Below are 21,531 nucleotides of genomic sequence, written 5' to 3' on the forward strand. Positions count from 1 at the left end.
TTCACCGTTCGACTTGCATGTGTTAAGCACGCCGCCAGCGTTCATCCTGAGCCAGGATCAAACTCTCCGTAAAAAGAAATTGCATACGAACCGGGGAAAAACCGGAACGCAGCGAGTTTGATGCTGACCAAAGAGATAAATCATTGCTGACTATCCGTTGCCAACCCCACAAGGAGGTTGGTCTTTGATCCAAAGGAATTCTCACCCAGCCGAAGCTAGACGAGGATAATTTGGCATTTGACAAGTGCACGCTGTTGAGTTCTCAAGGATCGGATGCTCCCACGACCCAGCCATCACGACCAGGCCCGCAGGGCAACTTCTCTATCTTACCGATCTCGTTTCCGTTGTCAAGTCCGAGTTTCTTCGGCCTGACCGTGGGAACGGATCAGCATCCTTCATCCTGTTCACTCAGTGAGTGTGTGGGATTCGGGAGGTGTTAGCTGCTTGACGGGAGCCGGTCCGAGGACCTCCGCTCAACCGTTTGGGGCGAACAGGTAATAACTTACGTGGGTTCCAGGCATCGGGCAAATCACCGCAGACTCCCGGGCGTGTCGCCTCCTCCCGCTCCGTCCGACACCCTCTCGGCCGGCGCGGTCACCGAAGGACCGGACGCCTCCTCGGGCTGCAGGTCGCCGATGCGCTTCGGCGTCGCGACGACGGCCAGGAGCGACACGAGGCAGGCGGCGAGGACGAACAGCACCCCGAGCCAGAGCCCTCCCCCGGCGGCCGCGACGAGCGCGGTGGCGATGAGCGGAGTCGGGCCGGCGACCAGCGCGCCATTGAGCTCCCGGGCCGTCGCGACGCCGGTGAAGCGGTACCGGGTCGGGAAGAGGTTCGTGAGGAAGGTCCCGGTGGACGCCGCGGTGGCACCCACGGCGATGACGCCGAGCGCCGTCATCCCGAGAGCAGCCAGCACCGGGTCGCCGGACTGCAGGGAGAGGAAGACCGGGTACGTGAGGACGATCCCGGCGACCGAGCCGAACATCACCACGCGCTTGGCCCCGAAGCGATCGACCGCGACGCCGCCGAGGACAGGAGCGAAGGCGGTGAGCAGTGAGGACACCAGGACGGCGATCAGCGCCTCGACCCGGGGCATCCCGACCGTCAGCGTGAGGTAGCTCAGTGCGAAGGCGCTCAGCACGTAGTTGGTCACGTTGTGCCCGCAGACGCTGAAGAAGCCGATGACGAGCTCGCGGGGGCTGCGGCGGAACAGCTCCGCCAAGGGCACCTTCGTCGCGGACTGCTCCGCGTTCGTCACCGCGTCCCGGTACTCGGGCGTCTCCTCGAGGCGACGACGGATCCAGAGCGCCAGGACGAACAGGACGGCGGAGATCAGGAACGGAATGCGCCAGGCCCCGCCGAGGAGCACGTCGCCGGGCAGCATCGAGGCGAAGGTGAAGGCCAGAGTCGCGAGGAACGCTCCACCCGGGGCGCCTGAGGTGACCAGTCCGATGACCCGCCCTCGGCGGCGCTCCGGCGCGTACTCGGCGACGAGCGTGAGCGCACCGGCGAGTTCCGCACCGGCGCCGAAGCCCTGGATGAAGCGGAACAGGATCAGCAGGATCGGCGCCGCCACCCCGATCGCCTCGGCAGTCGGGAGGAGCCCGATGCCCACGGTCGCGATCCCCATGAGCACGATGGTCAGGATCATCGCGGGCTTCCGGCCGACCCGGTCGCCGAGGTGGGAGATGATGAGGCCGCCGAGCGGCCGCACCACGAACCCGACGGCGAAGGTCGCGAAGGCGAGCATCGAGGCGGAGGCGGGGATGACGTCCGGGAAGAAGAGCGGGCCGATCACGAGGCCGGCGGCGGCGCCGTAGAGCGCGTAGTCGTACCACTCGATGAGCGTGCCGAAATAGGCTGCGGCGATCGCCCGCCTCGCCTGCGGAGTCATGGTGCGCTGCTGTTCATTGGCCATGGGGTGTCCTTTCGTCATTGAAAAGTGCTGGCGTGGTCGTGGTTATCCGGTCGGCGCGAGGACGGCGCTCCCGCGGCCGCGCAGTTCGGCGGTCGTGCGCACGCCGAGAAGCTGCATCGTCGACAGGGTCTCGTTCGCCGTGAGGTCGAGCACGCGCTCCACCCCGATCCGTCCGCCTGCCATGAGGCCGTACATGTACCCCCGGCCGAGGAAGACGAAGTCGGCTCCGCACGCGATCGCGGCCACGACGTCGAGCCCGCTGCGGATGCCGGAGTCGAGCAGGATCGGGATGTCGTCGCCGACGGCGGCGCGCACCGCACCGACGACCTCGATGGGCGCGATCGCACGGTCGAGTTGGCGACCGCCGTGGTTGGAGACCCAGATGGCGTCCGCTCCGGCGTCGATGAAGCGCTCGGCGTCGATGGCGGAGAGCACGCCCTTCACGACGATCGGCCCGTTCCAGTTCCCCCGCAGCCAGCGCACGTCGTCCAAGGACAGCGCGGGATCGAACATGCTGCTGACCACGTCGGTGACGCTTCCGGATCGGGGCCCGAAGTTCGCCATGGCCGGTGCATCGTGTGCCAGCAGATCGAGCGACCACGCGGGATGCAGCGCCGACTGCACGGCGGTGCGCAGCGTCAGACGCGGCGGCATCGAGAGTCGGTTGCGGTCGTCGCGGTAGCGCTGCCCGGGCACCCGGGTGTCGACGGTCAGCACGAGGGTGTCGAAACCCGCCGCGGCAGCCCGCTCGATGAGGGCGAGCGACGCGGCACGATCCCGCCGCAGGTAGAGCTGGAACCATCGGCGCGCAGCGGGCGCCGATTCGGCGACGTCCTCGATGCTCCGCGTGCCCATCGTGGAGAGCACGAACGGCACATCGCGGTTCGCAGCCGCGCGGACCGCGTCGGTCTCGCCGGCCGCGCGCATGAGGGCGGTGAGGCCGATGGGGGCGATGCCGATCGGCATCGCATGCTCGCGTCCCAGCAGGCGGGTGGTGAGCGACGCTCCGGCTGCGCTCTCCGTGACGGAGGGCACGAACCTCCGGCGGGCGAAGGCCGACTCGTTGTCTCGGGCGGCTTGCTCGGTCACCGCGGCACCCTCGACGTAGTCGAAGACGAATCCGGGCACGCGACGCTTCGCGAGCCGGCGGAGGTCGCCGAGGCTACGTGCCTCCGCCACGCGCTTCGCCTCGGTGGGAAGCGCCGGCGGAGCGAAGCTCAGCAGCTCGGTGAAGGTGCGGATGCGGCGTCGCAAAAGTCCTGGTTCCTCTCGGCAGCCCCGGGGCGGCCGGAGAGCCGACCGCGGTGTCGGCACCACCATAGCCACCAAATATCTCGGGCACAATAGCGATATGCGTCAGATATATCTGACACGACCAGAGGGTCGCTTATTCGCGACGAGCGCGGGTCAGGCTTCGAGGAATGCCTGGAGGACGAACTCCCTCAGCTCCACAAGGTGGCCGCGCATGGCCTCCTCGGCAGCCTGCGGATCGCCGGTGCGGATCGCCTCCAGCACCTGCTGGTGTCCGTTGTTCTCGACGTCCGAGTGGATTCGCGCATCGATCGCCGGGATCAGGTGATGACTCCGTGTCGTCTCGTCGAACAGGCCGCTCATGAGCGTCTTGGCCCGAGCGTTGCGCGCCGCGCCGAGGATGCACTCGTGGAAAGCGCGCGCCGCATCGGTCAGCTCCGCCGTGCCGGAACCGCTGCGCTGCGCGTCCAGGATCGAGCTGAGCTCCTCGATGAAAGCCTCGTTGCCGTAGCGCGTCGCACCCGCCGCCATCGGCGGTTCGATGATCAGGCGCATATCGAGCACCTCGCGCACCTCGTTGATGCCCAGCGGGCGGACGACGTATCCGCGCCGGGGAAGGGCGACGACGAGCCCCTCGACGACGAGGATCTGCAGGGCCTCGCGCACGGGCGTCTTCGACACCCCGAAGCGCGCGGCCAGCTCCGGTTCGATGACGACCTCGCCTGGGGCGAGCCGGGTGCGGACGATGTCGTCCCTGAGCGCCACGTACACCTTCTGCGTGCGCGACAGCACGCGATCCCCCTCGCCGAGGGCTGCGGCGCGGCGCCGGCTGTCGACGGCATGCGTGTGCAGGGTCGAGCCGGATTCGCTGGGCGTCGCGTCCATGTCCTCAGCCTAGGGGCACGGAATCGAACCCCCGCCGCTGCCGAGCGGTCTCGTCGCAGCGGTCGGTCCGGCCCAGCGCTTCAACGAAAGAACCTCGCCCTGCGAGATGCGGGGCGAGGCTCTTGCGTTCTGTTCCTGTGGACCTAAGGGGATTCGAACCCCTGACCTCCTCGATGCGAACGAGGCGCGCTACCAACTGCGCCATAGGCCCGTGAACGACATCTACGTTATCACGCTCGGGATAGCCGACAGGACGAAGGCCCCGCATCTCCGTGTTTCCAGGGGAGTCGGGGCCTTCGTGGTGGCGGTGACGGTGGGATTTGAACCCACGGTAGGGGGTTACCCTACACAACTTTTCGAGAGTTGCACCTTCGGCCGCTCGGACACGTCACCGCGGATCAGTTTACGACACCGGGGCCGAGCGCGCGAATCGGCGGGTCACCAGGCGGTGGCGACCTCGGCGTGGGTGCGGAGGATGCCCTCCGTGGAGCCGGCGGGGGCGCGGCCGATGCCGCACTCCGTGGCGACGCCGAACTCCGGGGCGAACGGGACAGCGGCGGCGATCCGGCGACGCGCGCCCTCCGCGCCGTCCTCCCGGTGCACGAGGCCGAGGTAGAGCTCCTCGACCGGGGTGAGCTCGGCGAGCGGAGCGAAGTAGGCCTCGTCGTCGTGACCGATCGGCACGGGAAGGTGCAGCCAGGTGAGCGGACGGTGGGCCGCGGCGATGACGGCGTTGGCGTAGCGGACGAGCGCGCCGGCGTCGGTCGGCTCGAAGAAATGCTTCTCCCCCGCGTCGCCGTAGCAGAGGTGCACGCCCACCTCGACGTCGTCCGGGACGGCGTCGACGAGGGCGGCCAGACGCGAGACGAGTCCGTCGAACGGGTCACCGGGCCACCACGCCTCCATGACGGCGCCGTAGCCGGAGGCCCCCTCGATGATGCCCATCTCGCTCGCGACGTCCCACTGCACGGCGAGGTCCCCGTGCGGGATCGCGGCGAGGGTCTCGTCGAGCTCGCGGAGTATCGCGGCGGTGTACACGGGCTCGATCGCGGCCCGGTCGTCGCCGTGGAAGAAGGAGGAGATGACGGCGAGCGGGGTCGGCAGCGACACCTGGAACCTGGTGCCCGCCGGCACCGCCCCGGCCTCACGCAGCCGGGCGAAGCGCCCGTACGACTCGATCGCCGCGGAGGCGTACCCCAGCGGAGGCAGCGCGATCGTCGCCGGGTCCACGCCCTCGGCGATCCGCAGGCCCCGGGCGTCGATGCCGGCGGGGAACGGGATGGGCTCGTCGCCGATCCGCTCGATGCCGTCCGCCTGGCCGATGACGTCGGGCTGGAACATGATCCAGTGGAACCGCTTGCCCACCTCGCCGTCCGGGATGCGGCGCAGGCGGTCGCCGAGCAGCTCCGCAGCGGTGCGCATCGTGGTCTCGGCGTCGTCGAAGTTCACACTGCCCACGAGAAGGGCACCCTGGGGCTGCGTCATGCCCTCAGAATATCGCTCGCCGACCCACCCCCTTCCGGCCGGGCCACCCCTCTGCGTGCGGCCGGAAGGGGGTGGGACACACGCAAGGGGGTGGGTCGGCGAGGGGAGGTCGGGATTAGGATTGCCTAAGAACCCGCCGCCTCCGGGGGCAGAACGACGGGAAGGATGCAAGCAGCATGGGATTCATCACGTCTGCGGCGCTCGCCGAGACCGGATACGTGGTCCTCGACGACGAGACCACCCCGGTGGACCCGTCCGAGTGGCGTGACCTCGAGTACGTCGGCTGGCGCTCCTCCGGCATCACCCGCTTCGCACCCCTGACGAGCTACGCCGGCGACATCGACTGCAACGGCTTCTGGAACCACACACCCCCGCGCACCGACAAGGACGGCGTCTGGATCCCGGCGCAGGTCACGATCGCCCCGACCCTGCAGCGCCGCGCCCTGGCCCCGGGCGCCGGCGTCGGCCGCTGCCGGGTCATCGAGCTCCAGCCCAACGACTACGCCGACGCGATCTACAACCTGCACCAGGACGACAACAACCGCCTCAACGAGCCGGGCACGGGCTGGGTGGTCCGCGGGTATTACAACCTCACCGACGACACCGACTCGATGCTCATCCTCCGCTCCGACCGGTTCGACCCGGCCACGGAGGTCCGGCTGCCGCTGCGCGCCGGCTCCCGGATCATCGTCGACACGCAGCGCTTCTGGCACGCCGTGTGGCACCGCGGCACGGGTCCGCGGTACGCGCTCATCACCTCCTGGACCAGTGGCCCCGAGCTCGACGCGTACATCGCCGCCCACCACGGCGACCCGCATCCGGCGACGGTCGACCTCGACCCGCGTCTCATCGACGACGCCCAGGTCGAGATGCACCGAAGGATCGAGGAGCGCCGTCGCGCGTTCGAGGCGCAGGGCATCGTGATGGAGCCGCCCGCCGACATGAACCTCGTCGGCTGAGGCTCAGACCGTCCGGCCGCCCTCGATCCGCACGACCCGGTCGACCGTCCCCGCGGGCGGCGCCACGTGCGAGATGAGCAGCACCGACTGCTCCCCCGTCGCCCGCAGCAGATCGCGCAGCAGGGCGTCCGAGGCCTCGGGGTCGACGCCGGCCGTCGGCTCGTCCAGCACGAGCACCGGGAAGCCGCGGAGCAGCGCGCGAGCCAGGGCGATCCGCTGTGCCTGACCGCCGGACACCAGCGCACCGCGGTCGCCCACCCGGGCGTCGAGACCCCCGCGCTCGCGGACCCACGCCGCGAGGCCCACACGGTCGAGCACGGCGAGGAGCTCGTCATCGGTGGCGGTATCCCTCGCGAAGAGCAGGTTCTGCCGCACGTCCTCGTCGAACAGCTGCGGCTGCTGCTCGCACAGACCGACGATGCGCCGCAGTGCCGGTCCGGACAGGGCTGCCGCGTCGAGGTCGCCGATCCGGTACTCGCCGTCCACGCGGAGGAAGCCGACCAGTGCGGCCGCCAGCGAGCTCTTGCCCGCCCCGCTCGCTCCGGAGACGAGCACCCGCTCCCCGGGCGCGAGGTCGAGGTCCACGCCGGTCAACGCCGCCGCGCCTCCGGGCCAGTGCGCCGTGGCACCGCGCAGGACGAGGGCGGGCACACCCGCGACCTCGGCATCCTGCCCCGCGTCGGGCCGCAGCTCCGGCGGCATGCGTTCGGGCAGCACGTCCACGATGCGCTCCGCACTCGCGCGTACGCTCCGCCACGAGGCCGCGGCGATCGGCACGGCGCCGAACACCTCGAACACGACCATCGGCACGAGCACCGCGACCGCGAGCCACGGGGCGTCGATGACTCCCGTGGCGAGGCCCGGAGCCGCCACGGCGAGCGCCCACACGGATGCGGCCCCGGCCATCAGCGACACCACTCCGGCCGCGACGGCCTGCGCGAGCGACGCCCGACTGACCACGCGACGCAGCGCGGCGTCCGCGACGCGGATCCGCTCCCGCGCCTGCGCCTCCGCACCGAACGCGAGGAGCACGTCGAGACTGCCGAAGTAGTCGACGAGGGCCGCGGACACCTCGGCCCGACGCGCCGACACCGCGGCCTCCGCGCGGGAGCCGAAGATCCAGCCGAGCCCGACCGCCGCGAACGCGGCGACGAGGAGGCAGACCGCGAGGGTCAGCGCGGCGGGTGGCGAGACGAAGGCGAGGAAGCCCACCGCTCCGAGGGCGACGACGCCCGAGACCGCGAGCGGCTGCACGACCCGGAGCGGGAGGTTCTGCAGGTTCTCCACGTCGTCGACGAGCGCCGCGAGCACCTGCCCGCGGTCGGTCGCGCCGAGCCCCGCCGGCGAGAGCGGGATGAGGCGGCGCACCATGTCGGAGCGGGTCGTGGCGAGCTGCCGGAGCGCGGCGTCGTGACCGCTCAGCCGCTCCAGGTACCGCGTGACAGCCCGGGTCACGGCGAAGAACCGCACCCCGACGACCGCGATGGACAGCGGCACGAGGGAGTCGACGATCGACGCGCTCACGATCAGCCAGCCGCTCACCGCGAGAAGGCTCACTGCGGCGGCCGCCGACAGCACCCCCCAGATCAGCCCGGGGAGGAAGCGGCGGAACGGCGGCTGCGCGAGCCGGAGCATGTCCCGGACCCGCTCGCTGCGCGTCGTCTCGGTCATGCGCTCACCCCCAGCGCCACGATCCGGTCGGCGATGTCCCTGGCCGAGCGGCGGTGCGAGACGAGGAGGATGGTCGCGCCGGCATCCGCCCGTGCGCGCAGCGACCGCCACAGCCGCTCCTCGGTGTCGGCGTCGAGGGCGCTGGAGGGCTCATCGAGCGCGAGCATCCGCTCCGGGGCACCGTCGTGGCGGTACAGCGCCCTGGCCACCGCGACGCGCTGCGCCTGCCCTCCCGACAGCCCTGCGCCCTGCACGCCCAGCACGCGGTCGGCCTCGATCCCCTCCGCGCACGCGGCGTCGAGAGCCCGGCGCACGCGGGCGAGGTCAGGAGCCGCATCGCCCAGAGCCACGTTCTCCGCGACCGTGCCGCGCATCAGCCCCGGCGTCTGCCCGGCCCAGGCGAGCCATTCCGACGGCGCGAGCTCGACGACGTCCCGTCCGTCCCAGGTCGCGGTCCCCGTGTAGTCCACCGCTCCGCGGAGGGCGGCGAGCAGACTCGACTTCCCGGAGCCGCTCGGTCCCTCGATCAGGGTCACCGTCCCCGGCTCCGCGACGAACGACACCGGCGGCAGGTCCCTCACCCGGAGCCCCTCGACCACGAGTCCGTGTGCCACCTGCACGACTCCGGCACGGCTGCCGGACGAGTCCACGGGGTTCGGTCGTGCATCCGTGTCCGGATCGTGCCGGCGCACCCCGCGGTCCCGGTCGCGTGCCGCATCCAGCACATCGAACACGTCTTCCGTGGCCGCGACGCCCTCGGCCGCGGCGTGGAACTGCACGCCGACCTGACGGATGGGGAGGAAGGCCTCCGGGGCGAGCAGCAGCACGAAGAGCCCGACCTCCAGGCTCAGGTCTCCTGACAGCAGCCGGAAGCCGACCGCGACCGCGATGAGCGCGACCGCGAGCGACGACAGCAGCTCCATCGCGAACCCCGAGAGGAACGAGAACCGGAGCACCTTCATGGTCTCGCGGCGGTACTCGTCGGCGGTCACCTCGATGCGGTCGGCCGCCCGACGGTCCCGGCCGAACAGCCGCAGCGTCGACAGCCCCTGCACCGTGTCGGCGAATCGGGCGGCGAGGTGCTGCAGCGTCTGCCACTGCTTCTTCTGCACCGTGCGGGTCGCGATGCCGATGAGGATGAGGAACAGCGGGATGAGCGGCAGGGTGATGACGGCGGTGAGCCCGCTCGGCCAGTCCTGCCACCACATGACCGCGACGAGCACGGGCGTCGCGATGACGGTGAGGACGAGCTGCGGGATGTACCGCGCGAAGTACGCGTCCAGGGCTTCCAGGCCGTGACCGGCGGTGACGGCGATCTGCGTCTGGTTCCGCTGAGCGAGCCACCCCGGCCCGAGTCGCCCGACCGCTGCGACGAGGGCCGCGCGCAGCTGCATCCCGGTGCGGGCCGCGGCCTGCGTGCCCGCCGCGTCGGAGGCGGCGATGAGCAGCCCCCGCAGCAGCGCCGTCGCCAGCAGCCAGAGCAGGGTCGCGGTGACGTCGCGACCCGCGATGGCGCCGACCACCGCCTCGGTGAGCAGCCACGCGAAGGCGATCGTCACCGCGGTCTGGAAGACGCCGATCGCGGCCGACGCCAGGAGGAACCCCCGGGCGGCGGCCGCGTATCGGAGCAGCCTCGGATCGACGGGTTTCACGCGTGCGCCGGAGCTCCCTCGATCGACCGGCGGGTGACGCGCTTGCGGAACACCCAGTAGGTCCAGGTCTGGTACGCGATGACCAGCGGGAGGGCGATCAGCGCGGTCCAGCTCATGATCTGCAGCGTATACGGAGTGCTGGACGCGTTGGCGATCGTGAGGCTGAACGCCGGGTCGATCGTCGAGGGCATCACGAACGGGAAGAGGGCGGAGAACAGCATGACGACGGCGAACATGACCGTGAGCATGCCGGCGAAGAACGCCCACCCGTCGCGGCGGACGAGCGAGAAGCCGACCGCCGCGATCAGGCTGACCGCCGCGAGCGCACCGGCTCCGATGACCAGCCACAGCAGCGGCGCCTCGCGGCCCATCGCGATCGCGACCGTCCAGACCACCGTCGCGGCTGCGACGAGGATCGTCGGGATGGCGGCCTTCTTCGCGAGCTTCCGGGCATTCTCGTGCACCTGGCCGTCCGTCTTCAGCGCGACGAACAGCACGCCGTGCAGGAAGAAGAGCAGCAGGGTCGTGACGCCGACCAGCAGCGCATACGGGTTCAGCAGCGAGAAGAAGCCGCCGACGTAGATGTGGTTCTCGTCGATCGCGACGCCCTGCACGATGTTGCCGAAAGCGACGCCCCAGAGCAGTGCCGGGACGACCGAGCCGATGACGATCATCCGGTCGAAGCCCTGCTTCCACTTCCGGCTCTCCCGCTGGTGGCGGTACTCGAACGAGACGCCGCGGAGGATGAGTGCCAGCAGGATGAGCAGCAGCGGCAGGTAGAACCCGCTGAACAGGGTGGCGTACCACTCGGGGAACGAGGCGAAGAGCGAGGCCCCGGCCACGATGACCCACGTCTCGTTGAGGTCCCACACGGGACCGATCGTGTTGATGACCTGCCGGCGGGAGACGTCGTCCTTGCCGAGGAACGGCAGCGACATGCCGACGCCGAAGTCGAACCCGTCGAGGACGAAGTAGCCGACGAACAGGAAGGCGACCACCCAGAACCAGATCGTTGCGAGATCCATGATGCTCGTTCCTCTCAGTACACGACCGACGGCAGCTGAGCCGTCTCCTCATGGGGCTGTTCGTCGGTGTCCGGCCCCTTCTGTGCGGCCTTGACGATCAGCTTCACCTCGACCACGGCCAGCGCGGCGTAGATCGCGGTGAAGGCGATCAGCGAGATCAGGACCTCGAGCCCGCTCACGCCCGGTGAGACGCCGTCGCGGGTGGACATCAGACCGAACACGATCCACGGCTGCCGGCCCATCTCGGTGAACACCCAGCCCATGATGTTGGCGGCGAGCGCGAGCGGGAACGACCAGATCGCGACCTTCCACATCCACGGCGCGACCGGCTTGGTGGCCTTCTTGCGCGTGACCCAGAGGCCGGCGACGGCGACGAGGGCGGCGGCCATGCCGAGGCCGATCATCCAGCGGAACGACCAGTACGTGATCCACAGCACGGGGGCGAAGTCGGTGAGGCCGGTGCTCGCGTAGGTCTGGGCGTACTCGGCGTTCAGGTCGTTGATGCCGTGCACGCAGGCGTCGAGCGTGTGGGTCGACAGCAGCGACAGCAGGTACGGCACCCGGATCGAGAACAGCTCGGAGCTGCCGTCCGGCGTGCCCAGCGTGAAGATGCTGAAGGAGGCGTCGGCGCCGCAGACCGTGTTGAACGTCGCCTCCGCGGCGGCCATCTTCATCGGCTGCGCGGCGTACATCGCCAGGCCCAGCTGGTCACCGGTGAGCACGACGCCCGCGGTGGAGAAGATCATCGCCCAGAGGCCGAACTTCAGCGAGACGCGCATGGTGTCGAAGTGCTGCCCGCGGGCCAGGTGCCAGGCGGACACCGAGATCACGACACCGGCGGCGAACATGAGCGCGCCGAAGATGGTGTGCGGGAACGCGGCGAGGGCGACGGGGTTGGTCAGCAGCGCCCAGAAGTCGGTGAGCTCGGCGCGGTTGGTCACCTCGTTGTACGTGTAGCCGACCGGGTTCTGCATGAATGCGTTGGCGGCGATGATGAAGTACGCCGACAGGATGCTGCCGATCGAGACGCACCAGATGGTGGCGAGGTGGATCTTCTGCGGGAGCTTGTCCCAGCCGAAGATCCAGAGGCCGATGAAGGTCGCCTCGAAGAAGAACGCCAGCAGGCCCTCGAAGGCGAGCGGGGCGCCGAAGACGTCACCGACGAAGCGGGAGTAGTCCGACCAGTTCATGCCGAACTGGAACTCCTGCACGATGCCGGTGACGACCCCCATCGCGAAGTTGATGAGGAAGATCTTGCCGAAGAAGCGGGTGAGGTGCAGGTACTGGACCTTGGCCGTGCGCACCCACGCCGTCTGGAAGATGGCGGCGACGAGCGCCATGCCGATCGTCAGCGGGACGAAGAGGTAGTGGTAGACGGTCGTCAGCCCGAACTGCCATCGGGCCAGGGCGAGCGGATCAAGCCATTCCATGAGCGACTCCCGTTCTATTCGACGCCTGCGCGGCGGTGTCGCGCAGCTGCACGGTGCATTCGGAGGGCAGCGCGGCCTCGCGCACGCACTCGGCTTCGAGCGGACCCCCCGCTTCTGCCAGGATGCCCTGCATCAGGCCGAGATGCACCTGGCACAGCATCGGGCGGTCCTCCGGCCGGCCGGCCGCGTGCGGGCACGGGCTCAGGTCGACGGTCAGCCCGCGGTCATCCACGACCGGCTCGAAACCGCTCTCCTCCAGGTGCTCGACGAGGGCGTCGAGCTGGTAGGTGGCGTCCCTCCCGAGGGCGCTCCCGGTGCCGGGAAGGACGCTGCGGAGGAGGTCGCCGCGACGGGCGGCGGCCTTGGCCTTGTTCCGCGCGACCGGGCTGGAGGCGTCGGGGGCGCCGGTGGCGGCACGGTACAGCGTCCGAGGACGGCCCCGGGTGGTGCGGTGCTCCACGGTCGGGATCACGTAGCCGCCCTCGATGAGCCGCTGGAGGTGCTCGCGCACCGTGTTCGGGTGCAGGCCGGTGGCCTCGCACAGGTCGCCGATCGCGAGTTCTCCGGAGGCACCGGAGTGCCCGGCCTCGAAGAGGAGGTGCAGGATGCGCACCCGGGAGTAGCTGGAGATCGGCCCGCAGACGGACCCGCCGTTGGACATGTCTCAATTATCGGCCGGGACCGGTGGCCGTCGGGGGAACCGGGCCGTGAATAATCGCCTGGTCGATAGGGATGTCTGATCCCGCCGATAGCCTGGGGGCATGGCCACCCGGAAACCCGCTCCCCCCGCGTACGTCTGCACCGAGTGCGGGTGGACGACGGCCAAGTGGGTCGGCCGCTGCGGGGAGTGCCAGCAGTGGGGCACGGTCCAGGAGCAGGCCGCGCAGACCGGGATCCTCCGTCGTGTGAACGCGCTCGCCCCGACCGCCGATCGCGCCGCACGACCGATCACGCAGATCACGACCCAGGACGCCCCGCGGCGCACGAGCGGCGTCGGCGAGTTCGACCGTGTGCTCGGCGGCGGTATCGTGCCGGGAGCCGCGATCCTCCTCAGCGGCGAGCCCGGCGTGGGCAAGTCGACCCTGCTGCTCGAGGTCGCCGCGCAAGCGGCGCGGAGCGGGCGACGGGTGCTGTACGCGAGCGCGGAGGAGTCGCCGGCCCAGGTGCGGCTGCGGGCGGAGCGGACGGGCGCGCTGCACGACGAGCTCTACCTCGCGAGCGAGACCGACCTCGCCACCATCCTCGGACACATCGACGAGGTGCAGCCGCAGCTCGTCATCGTCGACTCCGTGCAGACCGTGTCGTCGTCCCTCACCGACGGCGCGGCCGGTCAGCCCAGCCAGGTGCGGGAGGTCGCCGCGACCCTGATCCGGGTGGCGAAGGAGCGCGACCTGCCGATCATCATCGTCGGGCACGTGACCAAGGACGGCCAGGTCGCGGGGCCCCGGGTGCTGGAGCACCTCGTCGACGTCGTGTGCCACTTCGAGGGCGACCGGCAGACCTCGCTGCGCTTCATCCGGGCGCTGAAGAACCGCTTCGGCCCCACCGACGAGGTCGGCTGCTTCGAGATGACCGGAGACGGCATCGCCGAGGTCCCCGACCCGTCCGGTCTGTTCCTGTCGCAGGGCGCCTCCGAACCCGGGACCTGTGTGGCCATCTCCCTCGAGGGCCGTCGCGCTCTCCCGGTCGAGGTGCAGGCGCTCACCGTGCCGAGCAACGCCCCGAACCCCCGCCGCATCGTGCACGGCCTCGACTCCTCGCGGGTGGCCATGGTGCTGGCGATCCTCGAGCGCCGGGCGGGCGTGCCCACCGGCAGCCTCGACGTGTACGTGTCCACGGTCGGCGGCGTGCGGTTCACGGAGCCCGCGGCCGACCTCGCCATCGCGATCGCCGTCGCCGGATCCATCCAGATGATCTCGGTCCCGCGTACGGTCGCCGCCGTCGGCGAGCTCAGTCTCGCGGGTGAGGTGCGGCCGGTGACGCAGGCGGCGCAGCGGCGGTCCGAAGCCGCGCGACTCGGCTACGAGCAGGTCGTGGACGACCGTTCGAAGACGCTGCGTGCCGCGCTGGGAGACGTCAGGGCACGGAACAGCACCCGTCGGCCCGACCGGGACATCCCGCCGTTCTGAGCCGGAGCGCGGCTGAGGTCAGGCGTCGAGGGCCTTGAGCAGTTCCACCGGGTCGGCCTGCATCGGGTGCGGTCCTGCGATGTCGAGGAACACGGTCGTGATCGGGTGCGCGGAGAGGAACGCCCGCAGCCAGGTCGCGTCGTAGATGCCCACGCCGGGCGGCAGGTTCGCCGGCTTGTTCTTCGCGTCGCTGAACAGCAGGAGGGCGAGGTCACCCGAGTTCGGGTCGCGGTAGGTCCAGACCTCGCCGCTGTCGAGCGGGTTGTCGCGGGCGCCCGACTTGATGAGCGGGACGACGGTGGTGCCGTGCCGCAGGGCGAGCGCGACTGCGGCGACGTCCTGCTTCTCGAGCGCGAGCGCGAGTGCTTCGGACCGGAAGTCCTCCGGGGCGGGCTTCTTCTTCGCGCTCTTCGCGGACTTCGCCTTCTTCGCTGCCATGCATCCAGCTTAGGCATCGGGGCGACGCGGCGGCGCCGGGGAAAGATTGGGGCCCTCTCGAGTCCTCCATTGGGGACTGGGGTACTCGAGAGGGCCCTCGGACTCTCGAGCGGCGGTGTCGAAGCGCTGGGGACGCTGTGATTCGACGCCACTGGGGATGGCATGTTGCCGCATATCGGGAGAGTCACCTCTATGGTATCCCAAAGAGTGAGCCCTGTCAGCACAAGTGCCGGTCACGCCCTCAGAACAAGAGGATCTGGGTGGTGGTGGCGCTGGGGAAACCGCCGATCGAGACGCCCACGTGATACGAGGCCCCACCGCCGGGAGCCCGTTGCCGGTTCTTCTGCGCGCAGGTCTCGACGCTGGAGCGCGTGCGATCCCAGACGACCGGCTCCTTGCTCACCACGGTGGATCCCGCGGTGAGTGTGGCGATCATGCTGCTGGGGTTCTCCTGGCAGTCGGTCGACCGCCACCACACGTCCGAGCCGCTGGAGACCGTGAAGACCTGGGTCGTGGAGCCGACGTCGATCGTGCAGTCCCTGGTGCCCTTGTTGGTCAGCGAGATGGAGAGCTTCGGCGAAGCACCGTCGGCGTACGACTCGGCATCCGTCACGGCCTTCACCTCGACGTCCTTCGCCTCGCACGCGACGACGGCCGGAGTGGCGTCCGCAGAGGGCGAGGGTGAGGGCGACGGCGAGGCTGACCCGGACGGCGTCGGACCGGCGGTGGCGGAGGAGGTCGGCGCGGGTGCGGTCCCCTGCCCGTCGGCGGCCGCCCACGGTCGTGCGACGAGGAGCCAGACGGAGGCTCCGACGAGCGCGAGGACGAGGAGCAGTCCCAACAGCACCGCCAACCGCCGACGACGATAGACGGCGGCGGAATGACGGGGCATGCCTCCAGGTTAAGCGATCCCCCTCCACGAGCCTGGGAGGCGCGAGCGGTCGTCCGGGGCTCAGAGCACCTTGAGCATCCGGGTGTTGCCGAGCGTGTTCGGCTTCACGTGCGCGAGGTCGAGGAACTCCTCGACGCCGGCGTCGCCGCTGCGGAGGAGCTGCGAGTACACGTCCGGATCGACGACCTGCTCCCCGATGGGGGTGAAGCCGCGACGGCCGAAGAAGTCGACCTCGAACGTGAGGCAGAACAGGCGCGTGAGCCCGAGCGCCCGCGCATTCTCCTCGAGCTGCTCGACGATCGCCCGACCGACGCCGTGATGGAGCCAGTCGTCGCGGACGAGCAGGGTGCGCACCTCGCCGAGGTCCTCCCAGATCACGTGCAGCGCGCCGCAGCCGATCAGCTCGCCGTCGGCCTCGGCGACGACGAACTCCTGCACGGCGCCGTAGAGCACGGCGAGGTCCTTGCCGAGCAGGATGCGCTGCTCCACCATCGGCTGGAGCAGGTTCCGGATGCTGACGATGTCGGCGCTGCGGGCCGGCCGGACGATGTACGCGCTCACCCGACCAGCCTAGGACCCGCCCCTCCCGTCGGCTCTCAGACGGGGCACAGCTTCGGAGATCCCGACCGACACCCCGGCGCCCGGAGGCTGCGCCCCGCGTGTCGTCTGTCATCTCCGAAGTTGTGCCAGGAGGGCGGCGGAGCAGGGACGACGAAGGGGCGGATGCTGTCGCATCCGCCCCTTCGGGTGACCGGGTCGAGGATCAGTCGTTGCCGGTGATCGCCAGGTCGGGCGTGCCGGAGATCGCGCCGCCGCCGGTGTTGACACCGACCGCGACCTTCTCGCCGCGCGGGCCGTGCTCGAACAGGAACTCCCCGTCCTTCGCGTCGACCTTCACGTGGTCGCCCGAGTCGAGCTCGCCGTGCAGGATCTTCTCCGACAGACGGTCCTCGATCTCGTGCTGCATCGCGCGACGCAGCGGACGAGCACCCAGAGCCGGGTCGAAGCCGATCTCGATCAGGCGCTCCTTGGCCGACTGCGACAGCTCGATCGTCATGTCGCGGTCGAGCAGACGCTCGCCGAGGCGCTTCGTGAACAGGTCCACGATCTGCACCAGCTCGCTCTTGCTCAGCTGCGGGAAGACGATGATGTCGTCGACGCGGTTGAGGAACTCGGGCTTGAAGTGCCGCTTGAGCTCCTCGTTGACCTTGCCCTTCATCCGCTCGTAGCTCGTGGCGTTGTTGCCCTCGATCTGGAAGCCCACGGGGCCTCCGGCGATGTCACGCGCACCGAGGTTCGTGGTCATGATGATGACCGTGTTCTTGAAGTCCACGATCCGACCCTGACCGTCGGTGAGGCGACCCTCTTCCAGGATCTGCAGCAGCGAGTTGAAGATGTCCGGGTGGGCCTTCTCGATCTCATCGAAGAGGACCACGCTGAACGGCTTGCGCCGCACCTTCTCCGTGAGCTGACCGCCCTCTTCGAAGCCGACGAACCCGGGAGGGGCACCGAACAGCCGCGAGACGGTGTGCTTCTCGCCGAACTCGCTCATGTCGAGCGAGATGAGCGCGGCCTCGTCGTCGAAGAGGAACTCCGCGAGCGCCTTGGCCAGCTCGGTCTTTCCGACGCCCGTGGGGCCGGCGAAGATGAACGAGCCGGAGGGACGCTTCGGGTCCTTGAGGCCGGCACGCTGACGACGGATGGTCTTGGAGAGGGCCGCGATGGCCTCCTCCTGGCCGATGACGCGCTGGTGCAGCGCCTTCTCCATGAAGACGAGTCGGCTGGACTCCTCCTCGGTCAGCTTGAACACGGGGATGCCGGTCGCCTGGGCGAGCACCTCGGCGATCAGACCCTCGTCGACGACCGCCTGGGTCGCGACGTCGCCCGCACGCCACTGCTTCTCCAGACGCAGGCGCTCGGCGAGGAGGCTCTTCTCCTCATCGCGCAGGGAGGCGGCCTTCTCGAAGTCCTGCTCCTCGGAGGCGATCTCCTTCTGCTCGCGCACGGCGGCGATCTTCTCGTCGAACTCGCGCAGCTCGGGCGGGCTGGACAGGATCGACAGACGCAGGCGGGCGCCGGCCTCGTCGATCAGGTCGATGGCCTTGTCCGGGAGGAACCGGTCCGAGACGTAGCGGTCGGCGAGGTTCGCCGCGGCCACGATCGCACCGTCGGTGATCTGCACCTTGTGGTGCGCCTCGTACCGGTCGCGCAGCCCCTTGAGGATGTTGATCGCGTGCGGCAGCGTCGGCTCGTTCACCTGCACCGGCTGGAAGCGGCGCTCGAGCGCGGCGTCCTTCTCGAAGTGCTTGCGGTACTCGTCGAGCGTGGTGGCGCCGATGGTCTGGAGCTCACCGCGCGCGAGCAGCGGCTTGAGGATGCTGGCCGCGTCGATCGCGCCCTCGGCGGCGCCCGCACCCACGAGGGTGTGGATCTCGTCGATGAAGACGATGATGTCGCCGCGCGTGCGGATCTCCTTGGTGACCTTCTTCAGCCGCTCCTCGAAGTCACCGCGGTAGCGGGACCCGGCGATGAGCGAGCCGAGGTCGAGCGAGTAGAGCTGCTTGTCCTTCAGCGTCTCGGGCACATCGCCCTTGACGATCGCCTGGGCGAGGCCCTCGACGACGGCGGTCTTGCCGACGCCGGGCTCGCCGATCAGGACGGGGTTGTTCTTGGAGCGGCGGGAGAGGATCTGCATGACCCGCTCCGCCTCCTTCTCGCGCCCGATGACCGGGTCGAGCTTGTTGTCGCGCGCGGCCTGCGTGAGGTTGCGACCGAACTGGTCGAGCACCTGCGAGCCGCCCTGCGCACCCGACGGGGTGTCGTTGGACTGCGCGCCGACGGACGCGGGCTCGCGGCCCGGAGCGCCGGAGAGCAGCTGGATGACCTGCTGCCGCACCTTGTTGAGGTCGGCGCCCAGCTTGACGAGCACCTGAGCGGCCACGCCCTCACCCTCGCGGATGAGGCCGAGGAGGATGTGCTCGGTGCCGATGTAGTTGTGACCGAGCTGCAGGGCCTCGCGGAGGCTCAGCTCGAGCACCTTCTTGGCGCGCGGCGTGAACGGGATGTGGCCGGTCGGCTGCTGCTGACCCTGGCCGATGATGTCCTGCACCTGCTCGCGCACGGCGTCGAGGGAGATGCCGAGCGACTCCAGCGCCTTGGCTGCGACGCCCTCGCCCTCATGGATGAGGCCGAGCAGGATGTGCTCGGTGCCGATGTAGTTGTGGTTGAGCATCTTCGCCTCTTCTTGGGCGAGGACGACCACTCGACGGGCTCGGTCCGTGAATCTCTCGAACATGTTGACTCCTTATTCGCACGGGGCGAAGACGCATGAAGCGCTTGTACATCGAGAGTAACGACCAGAAATGGCGGGTATGCCCGTGTTCGCCGTGGGCATAGCGAGGCCTTGACGGGTTTATCGACAGTCGTTATGTTAACGAAAGTCGATAAACACCGACCCACAGGAGGAGCACATGCTCGCCACGGAAAGACGCCCTTCGCTCGCCGACGGCATCGCGCTCGGGCTCATCGCCACCGGTGCCGTCAGCGTCGGGATCGGCGCGATCGTCGCGGTCGCCCAGGCCGCCGGCGCCCTGTTCTCCCCGTCGCCCACGGTCGCGATGCCGGTGCACGACGTCGACCTCTCCGCCCTCGACGGGGTGGCCGGGATCGAGGGCGCCGCCGTCGACTCCGCCCTCGTCACCCTCACCGCGCCGCCCACGGGCGCCCGCTGGCTGCTGCTTCTGGAGACGGCGCTGCCCGCGCTCGCCACCGTGGCCCTGTGCGCGGTGGTGTGGTGGCTGGGCGTCTCCCTCATCCGCTCCCGCCCGTTCCGCGCCTCCCTCGGGTGGATGTTCGCCGTCGCCGCCTGTCTGCTGATGGCGGGCACGCTGTTCGGCCAGCTCGCCGGCGGCATCGGCCGGGCAGAGATCGTGAAGGACCTCGCCGCGACCGACCCCGCGGTCGAGGACGTCCTGTGGACGCTGCTCATGGAGTTCGATCTCGCACCCGTCGGGTGGGCGTTCGCGCTGGCTCTCGTGGCCGGCGTCTTCACCATCGGCCGCCGCCTGCAGCGCGACACGGAGGGACTGGTCTGATGGCCACCACCGCCACCCGCTCCGAGCGGGCCGATGCGATCACCGTCATCCTCTATGCGGCGGCGGCCCTCGTGACCGTCGGCATCGCGACGGTGCTCCGCGTGGGCGGCGCCTTCCGCGACGACGGGATCGCGTGGACGCTCCCCATCGACGAGCAGCCGATCTCGGCGACCACCGATTCCGGGCAGATCTCGATCGAGGGCATCGCGCAGGAGGCGATGGTCTTCGCGACGGGGGTGAACAGCGTGTCGATCGCCGCCATCGTCGCCGCCATCGCGCTGTGGGCCCTGGCCGCCGTCGCCGTCATCGGCGCGGTCACGCTCGTCGCCTGGAACTTCCTCCGCGGACGGTTCTTCGTCCCGGGCAATGCGCGCGCCTTCGACGTGATCGGCTGGACACTGGTGCTCGCGCCGATGGCGATCGTGATGCTCGAGACGATGGGACGCAACGGCGTGACCGCGGCGCTCGGCCTCGGCGACGGGGAACCCGTGCACCCGATCGAGTTCTGGGCGATCGCGCCGATCTTCGCCACCGGGGTCACCGTCGGCCTCATCGCCGTCGCCTTCCGTCGCGGTATCCGGCTGCAACAGGAGAAGGTCGTGCTGGAGAAGGAGACGGAGGGACTGGTCTGATGATCTCGTTCGGTTCGGAGGCCGTCTGGCCGTCTCTGCTCAACATCGGGATCGCGCTCGCGGTCTGCGCGGCCGTCGTCGCCCTCGTGGTCTGGAACAGCCGTCGCCGTGGCAGTCGCACGGTCGCCCTCGACGCGGCGCTCACGCTGTCCGGGTGGTGGATCACGCTCTCCGCGCTAGGCGCGGTGGTCATCGTCGTCAAGGCCTTCACCGTGGACTGGGCGGAGCTGCACGGTGCGACGACGGTCTTCCTCGACTGGCCCTCGAGCCTCCCGTGCTCGGAATACGGCGACAGCACGACGACCATGCTCACCTGCGGCGGCACGGAGCTGTCGGACTTCACGGTGGGCAACGCCTCGCTCGGGCTGCGCCTCCTCGCTGCGGCCGCACAGCTCAGCACCCTCGCCCTGACCACGATCCCCGCCGTGGTCCTCGCGCTCATCTGCTTCCACACCCTCCGCGGCCGCGCGTTCTCCCGCACCGTGACCCGCGCCCTCGTCGGGGGTGCGATCGCGTTCGGGGTGCTGGGCGTTCTCTCGGACCTCCTCAACGGCATCGCCGCCACCACCGGACTGCGGGAGGCCCTGCCGGCGGACAGCACCTGGTATCCGCAGACCTACTGGCTCACCGTGACACCGCTGCCGTTCGCCGCGGCGCTCGGCCTCCTCGCCCTCGCCGCGGTGTTCCGTCAGGGCATGCGCGTGGAGCAGGAGCGGGCCGCCCTGGAGCGCGAGACGGAGGGGCTGGTGTGAGCCCGGCGGAGAGCGACGACGAGTTCACGGGCATTCACTGCCGTCTGGACGAGCTGCTGGCGGCTCGCGGGATGACGCTGACGGAGCTGAGCGCCGCCGTGGGCGTCAGCATCGTGAACCTGTCCGTGCTGAAGAACGACCGCGCCCGCGCGATCCGCTACTCCACGTTGCGGGCCATCTGCGAGGCGCTCGACTGCGAGGTCGGCGACCTCCTCGTCCTCGCCGATCGCTGACTCCCGTCGACCCGCCCCCTTGAGCGCGCCCCGGCCTCTTGCGGACGCACGCAGGGGGCCGAGACGCACGAAGAGGGGTGGGTCG

Annotated in this window: 19 protein-coding genes, 2 tRNA genes and 1 rRNA gene; 6 read left to right on the top strand and 16 right to left on the bottom strand. The window is 69.9% G+C overall.

Features of this window, described 5'->3' with window-relative positions:
* The 7 genes from ACIGJI_RS12970 to ACIGJI_RS13000 all read right to left on the bottom strand — a co-directional run.
* Positions 1 to 73 (bottom strand): 16S ribosomal RNA (locus ACIGJI_RS12970); the annotation flags it as partial.
* Positions 74 to 529: 456 nt separating this feature from the next.
* Positions 530 to 1,918, bottom strand: a complete 1,389-nt coding sequence (locus ACIGJI_RS12975) for an MFS transporter (protein ID WP_363446530.1) — start codon at positions 1,916 to 1,918, stop codon at positions 530 to 532.
* A 42-nt stretch (positions 1,919 to 1,960) separates the two neighbouring features.
* Positions 1,961 to 3,172, bottom strand: coding sequence for an alpha-hydroxy acid oxidase (locus tag ACIGJI_RS12980; RefSeq protein ID WP_363446528.1), 1,212 nt, complete (start codon positions 3,170 to 3,172; stop codon positions 1,961 to 1,963).
* 153 nt (positions 3,173 to 3,325) lie between these two features.
* Positions 3,326 to 4,054: a GntR family transcriptional regulator gene (locus tag ACIGJI_RS12985; protein ID WP_280566971.1), complete on the bottom strand. Its 729-nt coding sequence runs from the start codon at positions 4,052 to 4,054 to the stop codon at positions 3,326 to 3,328.
* Between the two features lie 138 nt (positions 4,055 to 4,192).
* Positions 4,193 to 4,265: transfer RNA gene (locus tag ACIGJI_RS12990), tRNA-Ala, on the bottom strand.
* A gap of 91 nt (positions 4,266 to 4,356) precedes the next feature.
* Positions 4,357 to 4,447 (bottom strand) — tRNA-Ser (locus ACIGJI_RS12995).
* Positions 4,448 to 4,492: 45 nt separating this feature from the next.
* Positions 4,493 to 5,539, bottom strand: a complete 1,047-nt coding sequence (locus tag ACIGJI_RS13000; RefSeq protein WP_363446526.1) for a hypothetical protein — start codon at positions 5,537 to 5,539, stop codon at positions 4,493 to 4,495.
* 176 nt (positions 5,540 to 5,715) lie between these two features.
* On the opposite strand from ACIGJI_RS13000, the gene ACIGJI_RS13005 reads away from it, so the two are divergent.
* The gene (locus ACIGJI_RS13005) at positions 5,716 to 6,498 is read left to right on the top strand and encodes a hypothetical protein (protein WP_363446524.1); all 783 of its coding nucleotides are present in this window, start codon (positions 5,716 to 5,718) and stop codon (positions 6,496 to 6,498) included.
* 3 nt (positions 6,499 to 6,501) lie between these two features.
* On the opposite strand, the gene cydC is transcribed toward ACIGJI_RS13005, so the two are convergent.
* The 5 genes from cydC to ACIGJI_RS13030 are packed head-to-tail and all read right to left on the bottom strand — an operon-like array spanning position 6,502 to position 12,937.
* Complete coding sequence (gene cydC, locus ACIGJI_RS13010; RefSeq protein WP_280566131.1) at positions 6,502 to 8,169, bottom strand: thiol reductant ABC exporter subunit CydC; 1,668 nt, start codon at positions 8,167 to 8,169, stop codon at positions 6,502 to 6,504.
* A complete protein-coding gene (gene cydD, locus ACIGJI_RS13015) occupies positions 8,166 to 9,821 on the bottom strand; it encodes a thiol reductant ABC exporter subunit CydD (RefSeq protein ID WP_363446522.1) in 1,656 nt (551 codons plus the stop codon). The genes cydC and cydD overlap by 4 nt, the downstream gene beginning before the upstream one ends.
* Positions 9,818 to 10,846, bottom strand: a complete 1,029-nt coding sequence (gene cydB, locus ACIGJI_RS13020) for a cytochrome d ubiquinol oxidase subunit II (RefSeq protein ID WP_363446520.1) — start codon at positions 10,844 to 10,846, stop codon at positions 9,818 to 9,820. Before cydB ends, cydD begins: the two co-directional genes overlap by 4 nt.
* 14 nt (positions 10,847 to 10,860) lie before the next feature.
* Positions 10,861 to 12,276: a cytochrome ubiquinol oxidase subunit I gene (locus ACIGJI_RS13025; protein WP_187662433.1), complete on the bottom strand. Its 1,416-nt coding sequence runs from the start codon at positions 12,274 to 12,276 to the stop codon at positions 10,861 to 10,863.
* Complete coding sequence (locus ACIGJI_RS13030; RefSeq protein ID WP_187662434.1) at positions 12,263 to 12,937, bottom strand: metalloregulator ArsR/SmtB family transcription factor; 675 nt, start codon at positions 12,935 to 12,937, stop codon at positions 12,263 to 12,265. The genes ACIGJI_RS13025 and ACIGJI_RS13030 overlap by 14 nt, the downstream gene beginning before the upstream one ends.
* Before the next feature lie 100 nt (positions 12,938 to 13,037).
* Between ACIGJI_RS13030 and radA the strand changes: the two genes are divergently transcribed.
* Positions 13,038 to 14,405, top strand: a complete 1,368-nt coding sequence (gene radA, locus ACIGJI_RS13035) for a DNA repair protein RadA (protein ID WP_187662435.1) — start codon at positions 13,038 to 13,040, stop codon at positions 14,403 to 14,405.
* Positions 14,406 to 14,423: 18 nt separating this feature from the next.
* On the opposite strand, the gene ACIGJI_RS13040 is transcribed toward radA, so the two are convergent.
* The 4 genes from ACIGJI_RS13040 to ACIGJI_RS13055 form a co-directional block, all read right to left on the bottom strand.
* Positions 14,424 to 14,843 (bottom strand): dehydrogenase, encoded by a 420-nt coding sequence (locus ACIGJI_RS13040; RefSeq protein ID WP_363446518.1) that lies wholly within the window; start codon positions 14,841 to 14,843, stop codon positions 14,424 to 14,426.
* 241 nt (positions 14,844 to 15,084) lie between these two features.
* Positions 15,085 to 15,735, bottom strand: coding sequence for a hypothetical protein (locus tag ACIGJI_RS13045; RefSeq protein WP_363446516.1), 651 nt, complete (start codon positions 15,733 to 15,735; stop codon positions 15,085 to 15,087).
* 60 nt (positions 15,736 to 15,795) lie between these two features.
* Entirely contained in the window at positions 15,796 to 16,296 is a 501-nt protein-coding gene (locus tag ACIGJI_RS13050; protein ID WP_259955273.1) for an amino-acid N-acetyltransferase, read from the bottom strand.
* A 202-nt stretch (positions 16,297 to 16,498) separates the two neighbouring features.
* A complete protein-coding gene (locus ACIGJI_RS13055) occupies positions 16,499 to 19,030 on the bottom strand; it encodes an ATP-dependent Clp protease ATP-binding subunit (RefSeq protein WP_071329948.1) in 2,532 nt (843 codons plus the stop codon).
* 175 nt (positions 19,031 to 19,205) lie between these two features.
* Between ACIGJI_RS13055 and ACIGJI_RS13060 the strand changes: the two genes are divergently transcribed.
* From ACIGJI_RS13060 to ACIGJI_RS13075, 4 genes are read left to right on the top strand one after another with little or no spacing between them, the layout of a single operon-like run.
* Entirely contained in the window at positions 19,206 to 19,829 is a 624-nt protein-coding gene (locus ACIGJI_RS13060; protein WP_363446514.1) for a hypothetical protein, read from the top strand.
* Positions 19,829 to 20,461, top strand: a complete 633-nt coding sequence (locus ACIGJI_RS13065; protein WP_363446512.1) for a hypothetical protein — start codon at positions 19,829 to 19,831, stop codon at positions 20,459 to 20,461. Before ACIGJI_RS13060 ends, ACIGJI_RS13065 begins: the two co-directional genes overlap by 1 nt.
* Positions 20,461 to 21,213 (top strand): hypothetical protein, encoded by a 753-nt coding sequence (locus tag ACIGJI_RS13070; protein ID WP_187662440.1) that lies wholly within the window; start codon positions 20,461 to 20,463, stop codon positions 21,211 to 21,213. Before ACIGJI_RS13065 ends, ACIGJI_RS13070 begins: the two co-directional genes overlap by 1 nt.
* Positions 21,210 to 21,446: a helix-turn-helix transcriptional regulator gene (locus ACIGJI_RS13075; RefSeq protein WP_060922489.1), complete on the top strand. Its 237-nt coding sequence runs from the start codon at positions 21,210 to 21,212 to the stop codon at positions 21,444 to 21,446. Before ACIGJI_RS13070 ends, ACIGJI_RS13075 begins: the two co-directional genes overlap by 4 nt.
* Positions 21,447 to 21,531: the final 85 nt, after the last annotated feature.

Source organism: Microbacterium sp. NPDC064978 (assembly GCF_044543605.1).
In the GTDB taxonomy this organism is placed as follows: Bacteria; Actinomycetota; Actinomycetes; order Actinomycetales; family Microbacteriaceae; genus Microbacterium; species Microbacterium meiriae.

Coding starts and splice junctions, on each gene's coding strand:
- ACIGJI_RS12975 (WP_363446530.1), bottom strand. CDS start 1,918: ATGGCCAATGAACAGCAGCGCACCATGACTCCGCAGGCGAGGCGGGCG.
- ACIGJI_RS12985 (WP_280566971.1), bottom strand. CDS start 4,054: ATGGACGCGACGCCCAGCGAATCCGGCTCGACCCTGCACACGCATGCC.
- ACIGJI_RS13000 (WP_363446526.1), bottom strand. CDS start 5,539: ATGACGCAGCCCCAGGGTGCCCTTCTCGTGGGCAGTGTGAACTTCGAC.
- ACIGJI_RS13005 (WP_363446524.1), top strand. CDS start 5,716: ATGGGATTCATCACGTCTGCGGCGCTCGCCGAGACCGGATACGTGGTC.
- cydC (WP_280566131.1), bottom strand. CDS start 8,169: ATGACCGAGACGACGCGCAGCGAGCGGGTCCGGGACATGCTCCGGCTC.
- cydB (WP_363446520.1), bottom strand. CDS start 10,846: ATGGATCTCGCAACGATCTGGTTCTGGGTGGTCGCCTTCCTGTTCGTC.
- ACIGJI_RS13025 (WP_187662433.1), bottom strand. CDS start 12,276: ATGGAATGGCTTGATCCGCTCGCCCTGGCCCGATGGCAGTTCGGGCTG.
- ACIGJI_RS13030 (WP_187662434.1), bottom strand. CDS start 12,937: ATGTCCAACGGCGGGTCCGTCTGCGGGCCGATCTCCAGCTACTCCCGG.
- radA (WP_187662435.1), top strand. CDS start 13,038: ATGGCCACCCGGAAACCCGCTCCCCCCGCGTACGTCTGCACCGAGTGC.
- ACIGJI_RS13040 (WP_363446518.1), bottom strand. CDS start 14,843: ATGGCAGCGAAGAAGGCGAAGTCCGCGAAGAGCGCGAAGAAGAAGCCC.
- ACIGJI_RS13045 (WP_363446516.1), bottom strand. CDS start 15,735: ATGCCCCGTCATTCCGCCGCCGTCTATCGTCGTCGGCGGTTGGCGGTG.
- ACIGJI_RS13055 (WP_071329948.1), bottom strand. CDS start 19,030: ATGTTCGAGAGATTCACGGACCGAGCCCGTCGAGTGGTCGTCCTCGCC.
- ACIGJI_RS13060 (WP_363446514.1), top strand. CDS start 19,206: ATGCTCGCCACGGAAAGACGCCCTTCGCTCGCCGACGGCATCGCGCTC.
- ACIGJI_RS13065 (WP_363446512.1), top strand. CDS start 19,829: ATGGCCACCACCGCCACCCGCTCCGAGCGGGCCGATGCGATCACCGTC.
- ACIGJI_RS13070 (WP_187662440.1), top strand. CDS start 20,461: ATGATCTCGTTCGGTTCGGAGGCCGTCTGGCCGTCTCTGCTCAACATC.